17 protein-coding genes are annotated in these 18,729 nt (G+C 33.8%); 10 read left to right on the top strand and 7 right to left on the bottom strand.

From position 1 onward, the window contains the following. Positions 1 to 223: 223 nt before the first annotated feature. The 6 genes from BB050_RS08525 to BB050_RS08500 all read right to left on the bottom strand — a co-directional run bounded on the left by BB050_RS08525 (position 224) and on the right by BB050_RS08500 (position 6,360). Positions 224 to 535 (bottom strand): DUF4286 family protein, encoded by a 312-nt coding sequence (locus BB050_RS08525; protein ID WP_008465514.1) that lies wholly within the window; start codon positions 533 to 535, stop codon positions 224 to 226. A gap of 102 nt (positions 536 to 637) precedes the next feature. Continuing rightward, entirely contained in the window at positions 638 to 2,419 is a 1,782-nt protein-coding gene (locus BB050_RS08520) for a tetratricopeptide repeat protein (RefSeq protein ID WP_066033283.1), read from the bottom strand. A 47-nt stretch (positions 2,420 to 2,466) separates the two neighbouring features. Further along, a complete protein-coding gene (lgt, locus tag BB050_RS08515) occupies positions 2,467 to 3,312 on the bottom strand; it encodes a prolipoprotein diacylglyceryl transferase (RefSeq protein ID WP_066033282.1) in 846 nt (281 codons plus the stop codon). A 78-nt stretch (positions 3,313 to 3,390) separates the two neighbouring features. Continuing rightward, the gene (serS, locus tag BB050_RS08510; protein WP_008465517.1) at positions 3,391 to 4,662 is read right to left on the bottom strand and encodes a serine--tRNA ligase; all 1,272 of its coding nucleotides are present in this window, start codon (positions 4,660 to 4,662) and stop codon (positions 3,391 to 3,393) included. A gap of 159 nt (positions 4,663 to 4,821) precedes the next feature. After that, on the bottom strand, positions 4,822 to 5,745 hold the full coding sequence (locus BB050_RS08505; RefSeq protein WP_066033281.1) for a hypothetical protein: 924 nt from the start codon (positions 5,743 to 5,745) through the stop codon (positions 4,822 to 4,824). Positions 5,746 to 5,820: 75 nt separating this feature from the next. Beyond that, positions 5,821 to 6,360 carry a DMP19 family protein gene (locus tag BB050_RS08500; RefSeq protein ID WP_008465519.1) on the bottom strand — a complete coding sequence of 180 codons (540 nt, stop codon included), beginning with the start codon at positions 6,358 to 6,360 and terminating at the stop codon, positions 5,821 to 5,823. 309 nt (positions 6,361 to 6,669) lie between these two features. Between BB050_RS08500 and BB050_RS08495 the strand changes: the two genes are divergently transcribed. Further along, positions 6,670 to 7,119 (top strand): protease complex subunit PrcB family protein, encoded by a 450-nt coding sequence (locus tag BB050_RS08495; protein WP_066033280.1) that lies wholly within the window; start codon positions 6,670 to 6,672, stop codon positions 7,117 to 7,119. Between the two features lie 128 nt (positions 7,120 to 7,247). After that, positions 7,248 to 8,150 carry a PhzF family phenazine biosynthesis protein gene (locus tag BB050_RS08490; RefSeq protein ID WP_008465522.1) on the top strand — a complete coding sequence of 301 codons (903 nt, stop codon included), beginning with the start codon at positions 7,248 to 7,250 and terminating at the stop codon, positions 8,148 to 8,150. 56 nt (positions 8,151 to 8,206) lie between these two features. On the opposite strand, the gene BB050_RS08485 is transcribed toward BB050_RS08490, so the two are convergent. Beyond that, positions 8,207 to 8,434 carry a CDGSH iron-sulfur domain-containing protein gene (locus tag BB050_RS08485; protein WP_008465523.1) on the bottom strand — a complete coding sequence of 76 codons (228 nt, stop codon included), beginning with the start codon at positions 8,432 to 8,434 and terminating at the stop codon, positions 8,207 to 8,209. A 492-nt stretch (positions 8,435 to 8,926) separates the two neighbouring features. Here BB050_RS08485 and metG point away from each other — a divergent pair, with 492 nt between their 5' ends. The 8 genes from metG (at position 8,927) to BB050_RS08445 (ending at position 18,660) form a co-directional block, all read left to right on the top strand. Beyond that, entirely contained in the window at positions 8,927 to 11,062 is a 2,136-nt protein-coding gene (gene metG / locus BB050_RS08480) for a methionine--tRNA ligase (protein WP_066033279.1), read from the top strand. Positions 11,063 to 11,167: 105 nt separating this feature from the next. Next, positions 11,168 to 12,055 (top strand): DMT family transporter, encoded by an 888-nt coding sequence (locus tag BB050_RS08475; protein ID WP_066033278.1) that lies wholly within the window; start codon positions 11,168 to 11,170, stop codon positions 12,053 to 12,055. Positions 12,056 to 12,411: 356 nt separating this feature from the next. Next, entirely contained in the window at positions 12,412 to 13,119 is a 708-nt protein-coding gene (locus BB050_RS08470; RefSeq protein WP_066033277.1) for an HAD family hydrolase, read from the top strand. After that, complete coding sequence (locus BB050_RS08465; protein ID WP_066033276.1) at positions 13,119 to 13,748, top strand: chloramphenicol acetyltransferase; 630 nt, start codon at positions 13,119 to 13,121, stop codon at positions 13,746 to 13,748. Before BB050_RS08470 ends, BB050_RS08465 begins: the two co-directional genes overlap by 1 nt. Before the next feature lie 32 nt (positions 13,749 to 13,780). Further along, complete coding sequence (locus BB050_RS08460; protein ID WP_066033275.1) at positions 13,781 to 15,175, top strand: hypothetical protein; 1,395 nt, start codon at positions 13,781 to 13,783, stop codon at positions 15,173 to 15,175. Positions 15,176 to 15,339: 164 nt separating this feature from the next. Further along, positions 15,340 to 16,470: an OmpA family protein gene (locus BB050_RS08455; protein ID WP_066033274.1), complete on the top strand. Its 1,131-nt coding sequence runs from the start codon at positions 15,340 to 15,342 to the stop codon at positions 16,468 to 16,470. A gap of 124 nt (positions 16,471 to 16,594) precedes the next feature. Then, positions 16,595 to 18,046: a hypothetical protein gene (locus BB050_RS08450; RefSeq protein ID WP_066033273.1), complete on the top strand. Its 1,452-nt coding sequence runs from the start codon at positions 16,595 to 16,597 to the stop codon at positions 18,044 to 18,046. Positions 18,047 to 18,141: 95 nt separating this feature from the next. After that, the gene (locus tag BB050_RS08445) at positions 18,142 to 18,660 is read left to right on the top strand and encodes a ferritin (protein WP_008465537.1); all 519 of its coding nucleotides are present in this window, start codon (positions 18,142 to 18,144) and stop codon (positions 18,658 to 18,660) included. Positions 18,661 to 18,729: the final 69 nt, after the last annotated feature.

The following is an 18,729-nucleotide window of genomic DNA, read 5'->3' as shown; positions in this document are numbered from 1 at the left end:
TTATTGTGATTTTATAACAATTACGAAATTATCCTTGTTTTTATCTACTTTACTTTTCACCGGAAATCTGCTTATTCGTTCGCTCAAGCGTAAAAAGCTATAAAATCTTTCAGTTTTTGATAGCTTCAGAAAATCTTCTTGCTGCTGTTTATTACTTTCTTCTTTTGTTTGAAATCGAATCTCCATAATATTTCTTTTAATGAAAACTAAAAAACAAAAATTATTAATGTTCAGAAATAACTTCCAATTCTGTTCTGAAAGAAAGCATTTTATCTGCAAATAAACCTAAAGCTTCTCTGTGGAATTCAGGTTCATCTTCGATATAAAACTTCTCTAAAGTTTCTTTGCTGTCTGTTATATATTGTACAGAATAGGTTATTCCGCCCATTTCTTCTTCAACCAAAACTTTTACAATTCGTGCTGAAGAAAATTTATTAGTCGCCAGAATTTCTGGTATATGTTTTTCCTGCATCCATTTCAACCATTGGTCGTGAACGCTTTCGTGTATATTGGTGGTAACGTTGTAAATAATCATTTTTCTTTTAGACTTTCTTAGACTTCTTAGACTTCTTAGATTTTTAGACTTTCCGATTTTTCATCTAAGAAGTCTAAAGATCTAACAATCTAAAAATCTTATTTATAAATTCTTATCCCCTCTCAACTCTCGGTATTTTTTCCTGGCATCGACAAAGTAAATACTGTCTTGATGGTTAAAAATTACCTTTTCATATAAAGGCTTTGCTTTTTCTACATCTTTAAGCTCATCATTATAGATTTCGGCTGAGAAAAATAGCGCTTCATCCACATAAATTCCGTCGCTGTGATTATCAATGATCTGCTGATATTGGCTTAAAGCCGAAGCAAAATCCTTCTGGCTTTCGTAAACTTTTCCTAAACGCAATAACGTTACCGCTTCAATTTCTTGACCTTTATAGGTTTTCAGGATATTCTGAAACTGCGCAATTGCTTCCTGTTTTTTATTCTGATAGATTAAAAAATCTCCTTTTGCAAATGCTTTCAAAGCGACTTGTGTCGAATCAGCTGCTGTATTATCATTAATTAAAAGAAAATATTCTAAAGCATCATTGGCAATCAATTGCGTGTTTGCCGCTTTTAATTCTTTAAATTGTTTATTCGCCCATTCAAAATCGCCTTTGTAATAACTTGTTTTTGCGGCTTTCAAACTCGCTTCATGCGCCATGACATCATTCTTTAAATCCAATTGAATTTGCGAATAATAAATCAGCGCCTGATTGTATTTTTCTTCCAAAAGCAGAATATCGGCCAGCTCCATTTTAGCATCGGCTTTCTGATATTCGTTTAGATTCAGTTCTAAAGCTTTTTTGATCACTGCCTTTCCTTCTTCTGTTTTTTTCAAATTAAAAGCCAAAAAATGTGCTTGAATAATTTGCAAAGATAAGGTAAAAGGACTGATTTCGTAAGTTGCCAGCAATTGCTTTAATTCCTGGTCGATAACTGGATAATCTTTTTCTTGAGCTTTGTCGATCTTAATTTGCATCAAATAGGCATTTGACTGAATCAACAAACCCAAATCTTTTGTGTTTTGGAGAATGAAGTTCAGAATTTCTTCTGCTGTATCGTTGTCTCCTTCGTCCATGGCAAACTGACTCAAATTGACAATGCTCATCAATGATTCTGGTTCTCGCTTGTAAATGGCTTTTTCCTGAATAAACGCTTTTCCAAATTCTTTCTGCTGTACATAAAACCAGCTTAAATAATGATTCCAGAAAACGTCCTGATCTTTTTGAGTTTTAAGAATTAATGCTTTTCGCATGGCATCCTTAAAAGCCGTATTATCGGTTTCACCATTCATGAATCGAGACAATTGTGTCTGAATTAGATTGGTGTTCTGCGGGTTTGTAAAAGATTCCGTCAATAATAAATCGATCATCAAATCGGTTTTTCCCAACTGACCGTAAAGCATTCCGATTTGAAAATTGAAATTGAAATTGGGTTGAACCTGCATTGCCGTCTGATACGATTTTAAAGCATATTCCAACAATACTTTTTTCTCAAACGAACTTGCAATTCCGTAAACATCATTTGGATTTACTTTTATCTTTTCAATTGCCTGTTCGTAGTAATTTTTAGCTTTCGAATCGTTTTTCTGCAACTGGAAATTATATCCCAATTCAACCAAGAAAACACCTTGTTTATATCGGTTGTAACGATCTTGAATAGCTTTTTCTGCATTGGCGAACTGTTGCAACTGCTGATAGCAATCGACTGTTCTTAAAAAATACTGGGTATTCGATGGCGCACTTCTCAAAAGCTCTTCATAACTAATTTTTGCTTTATCAAAATCTCCTTTGTCGTAGTAATATTGAGCCAATTGCTCGTTTTGGCCAAACGCAAAACCAGAACACAACAAAACGATATACATCAATATGTTTTTCATACTTTTTAAGTTTTCAGTCGCAGTCGCAGTCGCGGTTTTCAGTCTTGTTAAAACTGTAAACTGTCACTGTCCACTGAGACTTTCTTGGTTTTCCAGAAAATCAAACCTAAGCCAATTAAAATAAACGGAACACTCAAAATCTGTCCCATATTAATCAGCATACTATTCTCGAAAGCTTCTTGATTTTCTTTGAAAAATTCAATTATAAAACGAGCTGTAAATAATAAAGTTAAGAAAGTTCCAAAGATTAATCCCTGTGCGTTTCTGATTTTTTCTGATTTGTACATATAAAACAGAATCACGAAAATCAATATATAAGCAAATGCCTCATACAATTGCGTTGGATGTCTCGGAATCAAATCGTCTCTTTGGAAAACAACTCCCCAATTTCCGTTGGTTGGTTTTCCATAGATTTCAGAATTCATAAAATTCCCCATTCTGATAAAGGCACCTGTTATAGGAACTGCAACTGCCATTTTATCTAGAAGTCCCAAGAATTGCACTTTATATTTACGGCAGTACAGAATCATAGCCGTTATAACTCCAATCGAACCTCCGTGGCTTGCCAAACCTTGATAACCCACAAACTGATAAACGCCTTTAATCTTCTGGATTGGTAAAAGAATTTCTATAGGATGTTTGAAGAAATAATCAGGTTCGTAAAAGAAACAATGTCCAAGTCTGGCACCCAAAACGGTTCCGACAATAACATAAATCAATAAGGAATCAAGATTGTCTAGAGAAAGGTTTTCTTTTTTGTAGATGTTTCTAACAATATAAAAACCTAAAAGAAGCCCGCAGGCAAAAAGAGCTCCGTAATATTTTAACGGAAAACTATCTGTGATCCAGAAAATAACAGGATCTACGTTCCAATTTAATATTCCGTTTTTCATAAGTGGTAATTTTTAGTCGCAGTTTCAGTCACAGTTCACAGTCGAAACTGAAAACTGAGACTGAGACTGTCAACTAAATTAATTTATAATATCAAATCCGCAGTAAGGACGTAAAACTTCTGGTATTACGATTCCTTCTGGAGTTTGGTAATTTTCAATAATTCCAGCTAAAACACGCGGAAGCGCCAATGAACTTCCGTTAAGTGTATGTGCCAATTGATTTTTTCCGTCTTTGTCTTTGAAACGTAATTTCAAGCGGTTTGCTTGGAAAGTTTCAAAGTTAGAAACAGAACTGATTTCTAACCAGCGGTCTTGTGCGGTAGAAAACACTTCAAAATCATAAGTCAAAGCAGATGTGAATCCCATATCTCCTCCGCAAAGACGTAAAACTCTATAAGGCAATTTCAATTCTTTCAAAATACCTTTTACATGCTCTACCATTCCGTCAAGAGCTGCATAAGAATTATCAGGATGTTCGATACGAACAATTTCTACTTTATCAAATTGGTGCAAACGGTTTAATCCGCGAACGTGTGCTCCGTAAGAACCTGCTTCTCGACGGAAACATGGCGTATAAGCTGTTTGTAAAACAGGCAATTCGCTTTCGTTTAAGATTACATCGCGGAACAAGTTGGTTACCGGAACCTCAGCAGTTGGAATCAAATACAAATCGTCGATTCCAGCGTGATACATTTGTCCTTCCTTGTCAGGCAATTGCCCCGTTCCATATCCTGAAGCTTCGTTTACCAAATGTGGCACCTGAACTTCGTTGTATCCTGCAGCTGTATTTTTGTCTAAGAAATAATTGATCAAGGCGCGTTGAAGCTTTGCTCCTTTTCCTTTATAAACAGGAAATCCAGCTCCAGTGATTTTTACACCCAATTCGAAATCGATAATATCATATTTCTTCACCAATTCCCAGTGAGGCTGTGCACCTTCGTGCAAAGCCGGAATATCTCCTTCTTGGAAAACATTCAAATTGTCGTCTGGAGTTTTTCCTTCAGGAACAATATCTGCCGGAAGGTTTGGTAAAGTATATAATTTATTGGTTAACTCAACAGCCAAAGCTTCTGCTTTTTCGCTCAGTTCTTTGCTTTTTTCTTTTAGTGAAACTGTTTTTTCTTTTAAGATCGCCGCTTTAGCTTTCTCGCCAGCTTTCATCAATTCACCAATATCTTTGGACAATTTATTAGATTCTGATAAAGTATTGTCTAATTCCACCTGTGCAGCACGACGATTTTCGTCTAATTGAACCACCTCTTCAACAACGCTTTTAGCATCGATATTTCGCTTTGCTAAAGCTTTGATTACTTTCTCTTGATTTTCTCTAATAAATGCAATTTGTAACATAGCTTGATTTTTATAACTATTGTATTTTTTATAACGGAAGCAAATTTAAGGAAATGTTTGTTAACAATAGGTCAAAGTTTTGCAGTAAAACCGAAATCTCCTATAAACAGCAAAAGCACTATAAAAGTGCCTTTGAATGTTATTTAGAAATTGAAGATTTTACTCTAAAAAACGATGTCTATCATCTCTGTGAAAAGCGTACTCTCTTCCGTTATATTTGATTTTTTCTAATTCTTTTTTAATTTTCAAGTCACTTTTTTCTTCAATACCATTTTCCAAATCATTTTCTATAGCTTCTTCATAATAAAAGTTTTTAGATATGATCAAGTCAAAATAACCATTGGTCTTATGATCCGAAAGACTCATTCCGGTTTCTAATGTTTCTATTTGAAAAGTTCCACTTCCGTTAGAATCACCATTGGTCAATCGAATTGGATATTCGTATAAAAACCTTTTTATCTCCTTATCGGCCAAAGTTATTAATGTAAATTTCTTCTCCGAATACAAAACAATTCGGCTGCTCGCATTGGCTTCTGTATAAAAAGCAATTGCTGGAGTAGTTTCGTTTAGAAAAACCAAATCTTTCAGAATATGCGATTTTGAAAACTGAATGGCTTCATTATCATAATAACCTAAATTATCATCAAACTCTTCAGCAATTATACTTCCGTCCTCTCGATTTACAAATAAGTATTTACGCTGAAAATAATTTCCCAGCTCTTCATCATCATCGTTGGTTTTAAATGCTTTTTTTTCATGCGAAACGGTTGTCAGGACAAAAAAAGCAGTTTGATCGTCATAATTGATAGAACTTGTCTCACTAATTTTAATATCCGAATATTTGATTTTTAAATTTGATGCCACTTTTGAGAGCAGATTCAGATTCATTTCTTTTGAATCTTCGATCTCATCCAGATTTTTAAAAATGAGTTTTCTTAGTGGCTTTTTATTGTGACCAAGATGTGCTTGCGTCTCCGAAAGTAGTTCCTGATACTGAGTTTCAGCATCGTTTTTAACTTTTTCATCTTTCCCGCAGGAAAATAAAAACATCAAAACGGTACTCAAAAGAATCGTTTTTTTCATAGGCTTTGATTTGTTAGAAATTAGGGCATTCCAAATATATAATTTTCTTACAAACCTTAGTAGAAAAATTAAAATTTAATCTCTCTTAATTTCGTGACCTACAAATTCTTCCAGTGTTTTAAACATTTCTTCTACCGAAAGCACTTCTGTATCGGGATGCGATTTTAAAAACGCCGCATTCAGTTCAGCAAGGTTTTCATCCAGTTCAAAATAAGCGTTGTTATTCAGCAAATCCTTGAAAGCGTTTGGGGCATCATATTTTTCTTTTAGAAATTTACCTAATTTAATATTGCTTTGTAAACGCAGTTTTCGGCATTGTTCTTTAAACAATTCCAAATGCTTTTCGGCACCAATCAAAGCTAAACCCTCTTCAATTAATTCATTCAACTCTTTATTCCAACCCGAATCATAAACGAACTTCGAAAAATTTCCTTCTGCATATTTCGAAGCGTAAAAATCTAAGTAGTAACTCATCAATGCATCTTCGTGAATTAAATCATCGTCTATTTTTTCTTCGCGCATTAAATTGATTACCGAAATATTAGAATTGACAACATCTTGAGGATTTTCGCTATTTGCCGCCGTTTCTGAAATAATGATTTTACCAAATTCCATTTGAATTTTTATTTAAAAGATTGTTTTGCAAAGTTGGGAGAAATAATTTGAATGTTTCTTTTCAAACGTATTTATTTTGACTTGTTTAATTTCCAAAACACCTATAAAACGATTTTTTTCACATGAAATACAATTTTTCCAACTTTTCTTCGTTTGTCCTTACAATCTTTAATGCAAACTGACGTTATTAATATAAATTAATTAAAGTTTGTCAAAAATTGACTACCTTTAAGCAACCATTTATAAAAAAGAACATCTGTTTAAGAAATAAGACTTTACACCAAAGTTCTCCGAGCTAAAACCAAAACCATGAAACAGATTTTACTAATACTTAGCATCCTGCTTTTGCTGGTCAGCTGTGATAATGATGAATTGCCACAGTCTGATGTTCCATTTGCATTAGTAGGCAAAGGAGATTCTTTTTCTAATAGTCAAAGCATTGCGCAAAGACATTTGGTTATTAAAGATGCTAAAACCTGGAATAATTTCAAGAAAGAAATGAATATTACTAGCGATGTAGCAAAAGGTTTTAAAGAAACAAATATTGATTTTAGCCAGTATCAAGTTATCGCTGTAATTGATAAAACGCAACCCAACGACGGACATTCGATCGATATTGTAGAAATGACCGAAAACCGCAATACCATAATTGTAAAAGTCGAAAAGCTCAAAAATGGAAATCTTACTAAGAAATCATCCAGACCTTATGACATTGTGAAAACAGCTAAAACAGACAAAAAAGTGGTTTTTGAGCAATAATCTCTGATATTTTATAATCACCTCATTTTCCATTAATTTTATAATGGTTAGAAAAGCTGTTGTTTTGAATTTTTTTAAACCGTAATTTTATGGCATTCAGAATCGACTAAGTTTCAAAACCAGAAAATATGATCCAAAGAAAAGTATTAGAATATTACGTTTTAGATGTATTCTCAAATGAGAGCTACAAAGGAAATCCGCTTTCTGTCGTTTTTACAGATGGAAATCTAAAACTAGAAACGTATCAGAATATTTCTCGGGAATTTCGCTATTCTGAAACCTCATTTGTCTATTATTCTACAAGAGAAAAAGCGCTCGTGGTTCGTTCGTTTACACCAACCGGAATTGAAATCGATGGTGCAGGCCATAATTTATTGGGCGCAGTCTGTGGAGCACTTTTAAAAGGAATTCCAATTTTTGACGAACAAAATGAAAGTGAGCCTTTTGTAATTATGAACCATTCGGCAATTCCGCTAACAGTCAGTTTTGATCCTGAAACTCTTTCTCCAATTGTGCAAATGCATCAAAAATCGGCAGTTATCAAACAAGAAATTCCAACCTATCGAATTGCGGTAGCACTAGGTTTAAAAATTGAAGATCTCGACGTAAATGCTTTTGTGCCAACAATAGTTAAAACAGAAGTCGCTCACGCCATGGTTCCTATAAAAAACAGTGAAATATTAAATAGTTTTGTTCCTGACAATAAGCTTTTAATCGAAATCTCAAAAGAATATGATTTTGAAGGTTTTTATTGTTTCACCCCAGCCGAAGAAGGTCTAGATCAGATAGTCGAAACAAGATTTTTCAATCCGATCATTGGTATAAATGAAGATCCAGCAACAGGAACGGCGGCCGGACCACTAATTGGTTTTTTAACACAAAAGAAATTCACTAAATCGGATAAGGAGTATAAAATTCTTCAAGGCGTAAAATTAAAACAGCCATCAATAATTGAAGTTATGAATCGCGAAGAAGATATTTTAGTCGGCGGTTCTTCGATAATAACGATGAAGGGAGAACTTTACCTATAAAAAAAGCTGCATTTTGAAAATGCAGCTTTTTTTATATTCAAAACTAAATTAAAGAATTAGTTCGTTTTCATTGGAGGTAAATCAAACGCTTTTGAATCGTGTTCAAAGCTATTACGGTGCGCTCCATCGCAAAATGGTTTATTTGCAGAATGTCCGCAACGGCAAAGTCCAAGTGCAGTTCTTCCTTGTAAACCGTAAAGTGCTCCTTCTGGATCCATGATTTCAAAATCTCCTTCAATTTTGATTGATCCGTTTTTATTGATGATTAATTTAGTCTTGCTCATAAATTTGTTTTTTTTCGGATGCAAAGATTGCGAAATATATTTTGAAGATTTTGTTTGCAATGCTAGTTTAAACTGGTTCTATTTTATATGAGTTTTGCCACGAAGATACGAGGAGGTTTTTCGCAAAGATTCATTATGTTATCAGGTTGAGCGGAGTCGAAGCCCGCAAAGATTTTTTATTACTCTAATTATTACCCATAAAGTTTCATTTCGACGAAGGAGAAATCTTCGCGAGAAACTCTACAAAGATTGGCAACATTCTGTACGGAGCTACTTACGAAGATTTCTCCTTCGTCGAAATGACAAGATTGCCGAAAAACTTTGCGTCTCTCCTCCCGATAGCTATCGGGATCGCAAGAACCAAATTCAAAAAAATCTTAGCGAATCCCAGCGTTTTTTCTTCGTGCAATTCTGTGAAAATAAAAGCGAATCTCGGCGTAATATTAAAATCTCAATTCTATTGCTTATTTTTGCACTCAATAAAATTGAATTATGATACAAGATCCAAAGAGATATACAATCACGGCGGCATTACCTTACACCAACGGACCTATTCATATTGGTCACTTGGCTGGGGTTTACGTGCCTGCAGATATATATTCGAGATATTTAAGATTGCAAGGAAAAGATGTGGCATTTATCTGCGGAAGCGATGAACATGGAGTTGCAATTTCGATGAAAGCCAAAAAAGAGGGAATTACACCGCAGGAAGTTATTGATAAATATGACGGAATCATCCGTAAATCGTTTGCAGATTTCGGAATTTCATTCAACAATTATTCTAGAACTTCGGCAAAAATTCATCATGATACAGCTTCTGAATTCTTTAGAACTTTGTATGATAAAGGCGATTTTATTGAAGAAGTTACCGAGCAATTGTACGATGCAAAAGCAAATCAGTTTCTAGCAGACCGTTTTGTGGTTGGAACTTGCCCAAAATGTGGTAATGACGGAGCTTACGGAGATCAATGTGAAAATTGCGGTTCGACTTTGAACGCAACTGATTTGATTAACCCGAAATCGACAATTACAGGTGAGACTCCGGTTTTAAAATCAACTAAGCACTGGTTTTTACCTTTGGATCGTTATGATGCTTTTTTACGCGAATGGATTTTGGAAGGTCATAAAAACGATTGGAAAACCAATGTTTACGGACAAGTAAAATCTTGGATCGACGCAGGATTAGAGCCTCGTGCTGTAACTCGTGACTTGGATTGGGGAATTGACGTTCCTGTTGAAGGTGCCGAAGGCAAAAAGTTATACGTTTGGTTTGATGCACCTATCGGTTACATTTCTTCTACCAAAGAATGGGCTGCACGCGAAGGAAAAGATTGGGAACCGTATTGGAAAGATCAAGACACCAAATTGGTTCACTTTATCGGAAAAGATAATATTGTTTTCCACTGTATCATTTTCCCAGCGATGTTAAAAGCTGAAGGAAGCTATATTTTACCAGACAACGTTCCTGCAAATGAGTTTTTGAACTTAGAAGGAAACAAACTTTCAACTTCTAAAAACTGGGCGGTTTGGTTACATGAATATTTAGAAGAGTTTCCAGATAAGCAGGATGTTTTACGTTATGCATTGACATCTAACGCTCCTGAAACAAAAGACAACGACTTTACTTGGAAAGATTTCCAAGCTAGAAATAACAACGAATTGGTTGCCGTTTTCGGAAACTTCGTAAATCGTGTTGTCGTTTTAACGAATAAATATTACGACGGAATTATTCCAACTCCAAACGAATTTTCTGAAGTTGACGAACAAACTTTAGCAGAATTAAAAGCGTATCCAGCTGTGATTTCAAGTTCAGTGGAACGTTACAGATTCCGTGAAGCTTTGGGCGAATTGATGAATGTGGCTCGTTTAGGAAATAAATATTTAGCGGACGAAGAGCCTTGGAAAGTAATGAAAGACAATCCAGAGCGTGTAAAGACTCAAATGTATGTAGCATTGCAAATCGCTGCTGCGTTGAGCGTTTTGGCTGAACCGTTTTTACCTTTCACGGCTGCGAAACTTTCTAAAATCTTGAATTTATCTGACCTTAAAGAACACTTTGCAGGTTTCAGCAAGTTCTTGAAAGAGAAAGATCGCGATGCAAAAGACATCATTATCGACAAAACATTAGGTTGGAATGACATTTCTGAAAACTCAGATTTATTGCCTGCAGGACACAAAATTGGCGAAGCCGAATTGCTTTTCGCTAAAATTGAAGACGAAGAAATACAAAAACAAATAGACAAATTGGAAGCGACAAAAACCGCAAATATTGCTGAAAACAAACAAGCAGAACCACAAAAAGATTTAATTCAGTTTGAGGATTTCGCGAAAATGGATATTCGTATCGGAACTATTTTAGAAGCTGAAAAAATGCCAAAAGCAAACAAACTTTTGGTTCTTAAAGTGGATACAGGAATTGATGTTCGTACGATTGTTTCAGGAATTGCTGAGAGTTTTTCGCCAGAAGAAATCATCGGAAAACGAGTTTCTGTATTAGCAAACCTTGCTCCAAGAGCTTTACGCGGTGTTGAAAGCCAAGGAATGATCTTAATGACAACAAATGCAGAAGGAAAACTAGTTTTTGTAAATCCAGATGCTGATGCGCCAAATGGAGCGACTGTAAACTAATTATTTATGTATTTATAAATTGCGTGAGTCGATTAAAATTTAATTGATTCACGCAATTTTCTTTTTTAAACTATACACCAAAAAACTTAAAAAAATAAACTAAAAATGAAACTCACCAAACCAAGATTAGCTCTAATCTGCGGTATACTTTGCATATCGATTTTCCCGATATTGGTAAAATTACGTTTAACACCAGGATTGATTTCGGCTTTTTACCGAATGTTTTTTGCTGTGGTGTTGCTTTTACCTTATGTCATTTTCAGCGGAAACTTTAAACTTCCAAAATTAAAGTTTGCTCTTTTGGCAATACTTTGCGGTGTTTTATTCTCATCTGATGTTGCGGTTTGGAATATCGCCATTCAGGAATCAAGTGCGACTCAAGCTTCGTTGCTTACCAATTTATCTCCAGTTTGGGTTGGAGTTGGTTCTTTCTTTTTTCTGAAAGCGAAACCTGCAACGAATTTCTGGATCGGAACATTAGTCGCTTTATTCGGAATGGTCACTTTGGTTGGTTTTGAGTTTTTTATCGATTTAAACTTTGATAAAGCATTTCTATTTGCTGTTTTGTCCGGCATTTTGTATTCCATTTATCTTTTGGTCAGCAAAAATGTGCTTTCAGAAGTCGATGTTCTTTCGTTTATGACCATCAGTTTATTTGCTTCAAGCATCTATTTAGGAATTTTATGTTACGCATTAGGCGAACCTTTTACAGGGTTTTCAAATGCTGGCTGGTTTGTACTCGTGCTTCAAGCTGTTATTTGTCAATTGTGCGCTTGGCTTTCGATAAGTTATGCCACTCAGCACATGCGCGCAACGAGAGTTTCATTAAGTTTATTGAGTCAAGCTGTAATTACCTCAATTTTAGCTTGGTTGTTTTTGGAAGAACAAATAACTTTACAGATGGTTTTGGGCGGAATCATTCTGCTTTTCGGAATCCGAATTACTTTTTACGATAAAACAATTTCATTGAAAGGGCTTTTTTCTAAAGATTAAATAAAAGGTTTCACGCAGATTACACAGATTTAAGCAGATTCTAAAAAATCATTTTAATTCTTAATAATCTATGGCAAAAAACTCTCGCAGATTCAGCAGATTGAGCAGATTTATTTTTTTAAACATGAATAATCATTTAATCTGTGGCTAAAAAATTTGTGCAATTTGCGTAATTTGTGGTTAAAAAAGTCTCGCGCAGATTGAGTAGATAATTTTTTAAATCCCAATATCCCGAAAGCTATCGGGAGTGGCAAAAAAATTAGTGTAATTCGTGAATTGCTTCGCCTGTTCGCTATCGCTCGGGTCGTGGCAAAAAACAAACCTGAAACAAAAAAACACTTGAAACAAAAAACACCATGTTACATAAAACTAAAATACCAAACCTAAAAGTAATCGCATTTGATGCCGATGACACTTTGTTTGTAAACGAACCTTATTTCCAGGAAACCGAACATAAATTTTGTGCTTTGATGGAAGATTACCTTTCGCATCAGGGCATTTCGCAAGAATTATTTAAAATAGAAATTGCCAATCTGCCTTTGTACGGTTACGGAATCAAAGGATATATTCTTTCGATGATTGAAGCCGCGATGAACATTTCGAACAATACCATTCCGATTGAAGTCATTGAAAAGATTATTCAATACGGAAAAGAATTACTCGAAAAACCAATTGAGCTTTTAGATGGAATTGAAGAAACCCTTGAAGCTTTGAAAGGCAAATACAAATTGGTGGTAGCAACAAAAGGCGATTTAAAAGACCAGCACAGTAAATTGCACCGTTCTGGTTTGGGACACTATTTTCACCACATCGAAGTAATGTCAGACAAACAAGAAATTGATTATCAAAAACTTTTAGGCCGTTTAGATATTGAGCCGCACGAATTTTTGATGATTGGAAATTCATTAAAATCAGATGTTCTGCCTGTTTTAGGAATTGGCGGTTATGCCGTTCACATTCCGTTTCACACTACTTGGGAACACGAAAAAATTAATCACACTATAGAACACGAGCATTTTAGTTCATTTGAAACTATTGCAGAAGTGGTTCCGAATTTATTATAATGAAAACACTTTTTGACCTAGAAAATTGGAATAGAAAAGAGCATTTTGCCCATTTTAAACAAATGGATGAACCTTTTTTTGGCGCAACGGTAGAAATTGATTGTACAAAAGCGTATCAAACCGCAAAAAGCATCAATGCTTCTTTTTTTATTTTTTATTTGCATAAAACTTTGGCCACAGTAAATGCCATTGAAAATTTTAGATACCGAATTTCTGGAGATCAGATTTACATCAACGACCGAGTAGATGCCTCTGCAACTATTGGTCGGGAAGATGGTACTTTTGGGTTTTCTTTAATTGAATATCACCCAGATTTTAAAACATTCGAGCAAATCGCATTAACCGAAATCGAGCGCATTCAAAATACAACCGGACTTTTCACTAGATCTTTTGATGATGATAATCTGATTCATTTCTCAGCAATTCCGTGGCTGAATTTCAGTTCGATCACCCATGCTCGCAGTTTTACATACCCAGACAGCTGTCCTAAAATTTCGTTTGGAAAAATGATGATTTCTGAGACGGGAAAAAGAACGATGTCAATGGCAGTTTATGTTCATCATGGTTTAATGGATGGAATGCACGTTGGTCAATTTGTAGATCTTTTTCAAGAGCTTATGAATCAATAATAAGCGGAATAATTTTTGTGCTTAAAAAACATATGAAACGAATTTTTCTTTTTTTGTTTTTAATATCCAGTACTGTTGTGTTAAGTCAGACAGTGCTAACTTCTTATGCAATAGATTTAAAAAACAAAGTGGGACAATCCGAAGTCATGACTGGCGAAAATACGGCTACTCAAGATGTATTTGTTTTTACAGCAAGCGCAGACAGCCTTTCTATATTAAAATATAATAGCGCTTTATTCTTACGAGATAAATTCGTTACCTCTCGCCAGTATACTGAAAACAGATCTTTGATGGGCTACAGCTTTAGCGAAGACGGAAATCCGACTTTGTATTGGTTTTCGGGAGAAGAAAAAACAATCATTTTGATTAAATATTATCTGGAAAACAAAACTTCTAGAGCATTAAAATTTCAAATTCCGCTTGAAGAGAATTATCTCTTAACGCAATATCAAAAAGACAACAATTTCTATTTATTGATGCAAAGCAAAACAAAACAGGCCTTGACTGCTTTTGTTTTTAAAAACGGAAAGGCAGAGGAACGGTTTTTAGATTTTAGCTCTTTCAAATTCATAGACAGAAAAACTCTTCCTAGAACATTCAACCAGATTCTGAGTGAAAATCCGATCGAGAAAATGGATTCTGGCGAGTACAATCCGTTATATAAAGTAAGTGCCAAAAGCAAACTTTACACGCTTCCGAACCGTTTGATTCTAACTTTAGACCAAAGTTTTAGAAAAACACAATTGTTTGACATTAATTTAGAAAATCAGGAAATAATAGAGAAGACGTTTATGAAACCTGTTGGAGAGAAAAATCCAAAGACGTCTAACTCTTATTACCATGAAAACAAATTATACCAGATCAATGTTAACGCTGACGAACTTTTGTTTGACATAAAAGATTATGAATCTGGTGAATCTATAAAATCATTTGCAGTTACAAAGAAAGATACGATTCGTTTTGGCAATTCTCCTTTGCTCATGCAGATTGAGGATCGTCAACCGAAGCAATTAAAAAATACAGCAAAGTTTTTAAAGACATTATCTTCTCTTGATGCCGGACTTTCGGTTTATAAAAATCAAAAAAATCTATTTATCACTTTAGGAGGTTCGGGAAGTAATTTAAAATCGATTTCTATGAACGGTTTTAACTTTAATGACCCTTTTGGCGATTTTCCTTCAAACAGTTATTACAATATTGAGACAAACTATTCTGTTTTTTTAGAAAGTATTTGGACCAAAAAGTTAGAATTAACTCAAGCAACACATGAGCCTTTTGCCGCTGATAAAGTCTACTATTTTTTAGATTCCCATAAAGAAGCTGTACTTTCAAGTACACTTAAGTTAAATAATTACACCCTTTTAAGTTACTACGACATTGTTGCCAAACAAATAGTTCTTCGCAAATTTATTGACGGGCTTGACTAAAAAATTCGTTATCAACAACTTATCTAAAACCCAGCATTTATGGGTCATTCCTTATTCTTTAATTTTCTGCTAATAGTCTTATTTTAATACTTTTTTGGCTTCTAAAGAAAGTTTTTACCTACAATTTATTGTTGTTTTGGGCAAAAATTTAAAATTAAAAAATAATGAAAAAAGTTGTAATGACTCTTGCATTTGCCCTAGCGTTAACTGGAGTACATGCGCAAACAGAAAACAATAACGGTTATAATAAATGGTCTATAGATTTAGGCGCAGGTTTTAATAAACCGCAACGACCATTTAGCGATGGATATTCTACAAATACTGTAAGTCCATGGACTGGAGATTTAGGGGTTCGCTACATGTTAAACAACAAATTTGGTTTGAAAGCTGATTTTGGATATAACAGTTTTACTGCAAAAGGCAGCTCTATCGATTTTGATTCAAAATACTACAGAGTAGATTTACAAGCTGTAGCCAACTTAGGCCGCATCATGAATTTTGAAACTTGGACAAACACTATTGGTTTATTAGGACATGCTGGTTTTGGTTATTCTCAATTAAGAAGCGATAACTTTAGAGGAGCAGATGAAATGGGCAACTTTATTGCTGGTGTAACTGGACAAATAAGGTTATCAAACAGAGTGGCTTTAACGGGTGACTTCTCAACTATTTTAAACGCATCACAGGACCGTACTTTTGACGGATCATATGTTGGAGGCAACAGAGGCTTTTCTGGATTGATTTTTAACGGAACTGTTGGTCTAAATGTTTACTTAGGTAAAAATACAAAACATGCTGACTGGACGGTAATTTCTAATGAAGACAGTGACATTTCTGCTTTAGAAAGTAAAGTTGCAGACCTTGAATCACAAATCAAAAACAGACCCACTCAAAAAGAAGTTATTGTAGAAAAACAAGTAAGTGCTCCACAACCTGCTGATAATGATTTAATCAAAAGAATGATTAATGATAAATATTACAGTGTGTATTTTGATTTCAATAAAACAACTCCAATTGAAAACTCAACTGCTGCGATCGATGTGGTTTTAAATTACTTAAGAAAAAATCCTTCTGCTTCTCTTGATCTTGTTGGTTATGCTGATCAGGTTGGAAAAGCTGAGTACAACGAAAAACTATCTAATGCTAGAGCAACAAACGTAAAAACTATTTTTGAAAAAGCTGGAATTGCTTCTTCTCGTTTAAATGTTATTGCAAATGGTGCGGATACATCAATCCAAAAAGATTCTGATGAAGCTAGAAGATTAGCAAGAAGAGTTACTTTTATCGTAAAATAATTTCTTTTTAATAGACTTGATTAAAAGTCCTTAAGAAAAAATCTTAAGGACTTTTTTTTATTTCCAATTTAAAAAAGCAGAAATATCTCATAAAATTTGGAATAAAATTTGATTAAATCTATTTATGAAAAAACCACTACTCATTTCTCTATTATTTTCTAAAAGTGTTCTGTTTAGTCAAACAGTATTAAATTCGTTGCCACTATCTCTAAATAATCTAGAAAAAACTCAAATTCTAAATATTGAGGACAAAGAAAACAAAGACATTTACGCTTTTGCTTGGGACAATCAGAACATAAATATTTTGAAATACAATAAGTCTTTGTTTCTAACCAATCAATTTACAGATTTAATAAAAAAAGAAGCCAATAGAAATTTAATGGGCGCTACAATCAGTGCGGGACAAAAACCTACACTATATTGGATTTCGGGAAATAATAAAAACGTTCTAATTACTACTTACAATTTAGATTGTAAAATATCTGAATCCTTAAATTTTGATTTTCCTAAAAATCATAATTACATTATAAGCTCTTTTCAAGAGAATAATGCCTTATACATTCTTGCCAAAGAAAAAGAATACGAACATCTTCTGCTTTACAAATTTGAAAATCAGAAGTGTGAAATTAAAATGCTTGATTTCTCTCCTTTCACTTTTAAAAATAAAGAAAACGTAAATATTTCTTTCAATGCACTTATTCAGTATTTTCCAATTAAGAAAATAGAACCTGATATTCTTAATTCTCTTGATCTTACATCATCAATATGCAAGATGTATGTGCTTGAAAATCGTATTATTTTGACATTTGATGATCGCGTACAACGAACGCAAGTTTTTGAAGTTAATTTAAACACTGGCATTATGAAAGAAAGAACTTTTGATAGTCCTGCTTCGAAAAATCCACTGGCAACAGCAAATTCATTTTATAATAATAAAAAGCTATTTCAAATCGCAGCCAATGAAGATGAATTATTGTTTGAAGTAAAAGATTTTGACTCTAAAAACATCATAAAGAAATATTCTTTTTCAAAAAATGATAGTATTCCTTTTAAAAATTCTCCTTTCTTTGTTCAAATCAACAACAAAAAACCGAAGCAGCTAAAAAACACTGCAAAATTTCTTAAAGATTTAGAAGGACTTACTGCTGGTATTTCTATAATTAAAAATAAACAAAACACTTTTGTTACTTTTAGCGGTTTTGGAGAATCTCAAGATTACTATTTCAAAGCTGATTCTCCCGATCAATTTGGGCTTCGCGAATATTATTCATTAACAAAAATGGTCTATTTTGATGCCACATTAAATGAAAATTTAGATTTTATAAGCGACAAACAATCACAACCTTTGGCAAGCGAGAATTTGTTTTATTATTTAAATTTCAATAAAACTATAAACTTATATGATGCATTAGAATTAAAGAATTATTACATTTTAAGTTACTATGATGATGCCTCTAAGCAATTTATTATGCGAAAATTTACGGATGGTTTTATGATGGGAGACAATAGAAATTCAATTATAAATAAATCGATTTTTTCCAATCCTGCTACTTTCGGCAAAATCAATTCGCACTAATTTTACATAGAATTAGCCAAAAAGCCTAATGTTTTCGAGGATTCTAAAAAGTGTAATGAATAATTTTTCTTAATTTTACAAAAAAGACACTTATTATGTTAGCAAAAAATATTGAATCGGCTTTAAACAAGCAAATCCGCATAGAAGCAGAATCTTCACAAACCTATCTTTCTATGGCTTGTTGGGCTGAAGTGCAAGGATTAGAGGGAATTTCTCAATTTATGTACACACAGTCAGACGAAGAGCGTGCGCACATGCTTAAGTTGGTTAAGTACGTAAACGAACGCGGAGGACATGCTCAGGTAACAGATCTTAAAGCGCCAAAAACAACTTATACTACTTTTAAAGAAATGTTTGAAGAGCTTTATAATCATGAACTTTTTGTTTCTAAATCTATCAACGAATTGGTTCATATTACTTTTGAAGAAAGAGATTATGCAACGCACAATTTCTTGCAATGGTACGTTTCTGAACAAATTGAAGAAGAAGCTACAGCTAAATCTATTTTAGATAAAATCAACTTAATTGGTGACGATAAAGGCGGACTGTATTTGTTTGATCGTGATATCCAGCAATTAACAGTTACGAGTTCAATCGCTATCAATCCTAAATAAAAAAGTTAAAGTTTATTTAGAATATTTAAAAATAACTTTTTTGGTTTATATTTGTCTCTGTTTTTAAAA

It is taken from the genome of Flavobacterium anhuiense, from assembly GCF_001705175.1.
GTDB lineage: Bacteria > Bacteroidota > Bacteroidia > Flavobacteriales > Flavobacteriaceae > Flavobacterium > Flavobacterium anhuiense.
This window is presented reverse-complemented; position numbering and strand designations above follow the sequence as displayed.

What these genes read in the sequence shown, in the direction of transcription:
- lgt (WP_066033282.1), bottom strand. Translation starts at nt 3,312, where the DNA reads ATGAAAAACGGAATATTAAATTGGAACGTAGATCCTGTTATTTTCTGG.
- BB050_RS08460 (WP_066033275.1), top strand. Translation starts at nt 13,781, where the DNA reads ATGAAACGAATTTTTCTTTTTTTGTTTTTAATATCCAGTACTGTTGTG.
- BB050_RS08455 (WP_066033274.1), top strand. Translation starts at nt 15,340, where the DNA reads ATGAAAAAAGTTGTAATGACTCTTGCATTTGCCCTAGCGTTAACTGGA.
- BB050_RS08495 (WP_066033280.1), top strand. Translation starts at nt 6,670, where the DNA reads ATGAAACAGATTTTACTAATACTTAGCATCCTGCTTTTGCTGGTCAGC.
- BB050_RS08490 (WP_008465522.1), top strand. Translation starts at nt 7,248, where the DNA reads ATGATCCAAAGAAAAGTATTAGAATATTACGTTTTAGATGTATTCTCA.
- BB050_RS08500 (WP_008465519.1), bottom strand. Translation starts at nt 6,360, where the DNA reads ATGGAATTTGGTAAAATCATTATTTCAGAAACGGCGGCAAATAGCGAA.
- BB050_RS08505 (WP_066033281.1), bottom strand. Translation starts at nt 5,745, where the DNA reads ATGAAAAAAACGATTCTTTTGAGTACCGTTTTGATGTTTTTATTTTCC.
- serS (WP_008465517.1), bottom strand. Translation starts at nt 4,662, where the DNA reads ATGTTACAAATTGCATTTATTAGAGAAAATCAAGAGAAAGTAATCAAA.
- BB050_RS08485 (WP_008465523.1), bottom strand. Translation starts at nt 8,434, where the DNA reads ATGAGCAAGACTAAATTAATCATCAATAAAAACGGATCAATCAAAATT.
- BB050_RS08445 (WP_008465537.1), top strand. Translation starts at nt 18,142, where the DNA reads ATGTTAGCAAAAAATATTGAATCGGCTTTAAACAAGCAAATCCGCATA.
- BB050_RS08465 (WP_066033276.1), top strand. Translation starts at nt 13,119, where the DNA reads ATGAAAACACTTTTTGACCTAGAAAATTGGAATAGAAAAGAGCATTTT.
- BB050_RS08525 (WP_008465514.1), bottom strand. Translation starts at nt 535, where the DNA reads ATGATTATTTACAACGTTACCACCAATATACACGAAAGCGTTCACGAC.
- metG (WP_066033279.1), top strand. Translation starts at nt 8,927, where the DNA reads ATGATACAAGATCCAAAGAGATATACAATCACGGCGGCATTACCTTAC.
- BB050_RS08520 (WP_066033283.1), bottom strand. Translation starts at nt 2,419, where the DNA reads ATGAAAAACATATTGATGTATATCGTTTTGTTGTGTTCTGGTTTTGCG.
- BB050_RS08470 (WP_066033277.1), top strand. Translation starts at nt 12,412, where the DNA reads ATGTTACATAAAACTAAAATACCAAACCTAAAAGTAATCGCATTTGAT.
- BB050_RS08450 (WP_066033273.1), top strand. Translation starts at nt 16,595, where the DNA reads ATGAAAAAACCACTACTCATTTCTCTATTATTTTCTAAAAGTGTTCTG.
- BB050_RS08475 (WP_066033278.1), top strand. Translation starts at nt 11,168, where the DNA reads ATGAAACTCACCAAACCAAGATTAGCTCTAATCTGCGGTATACTTTGC.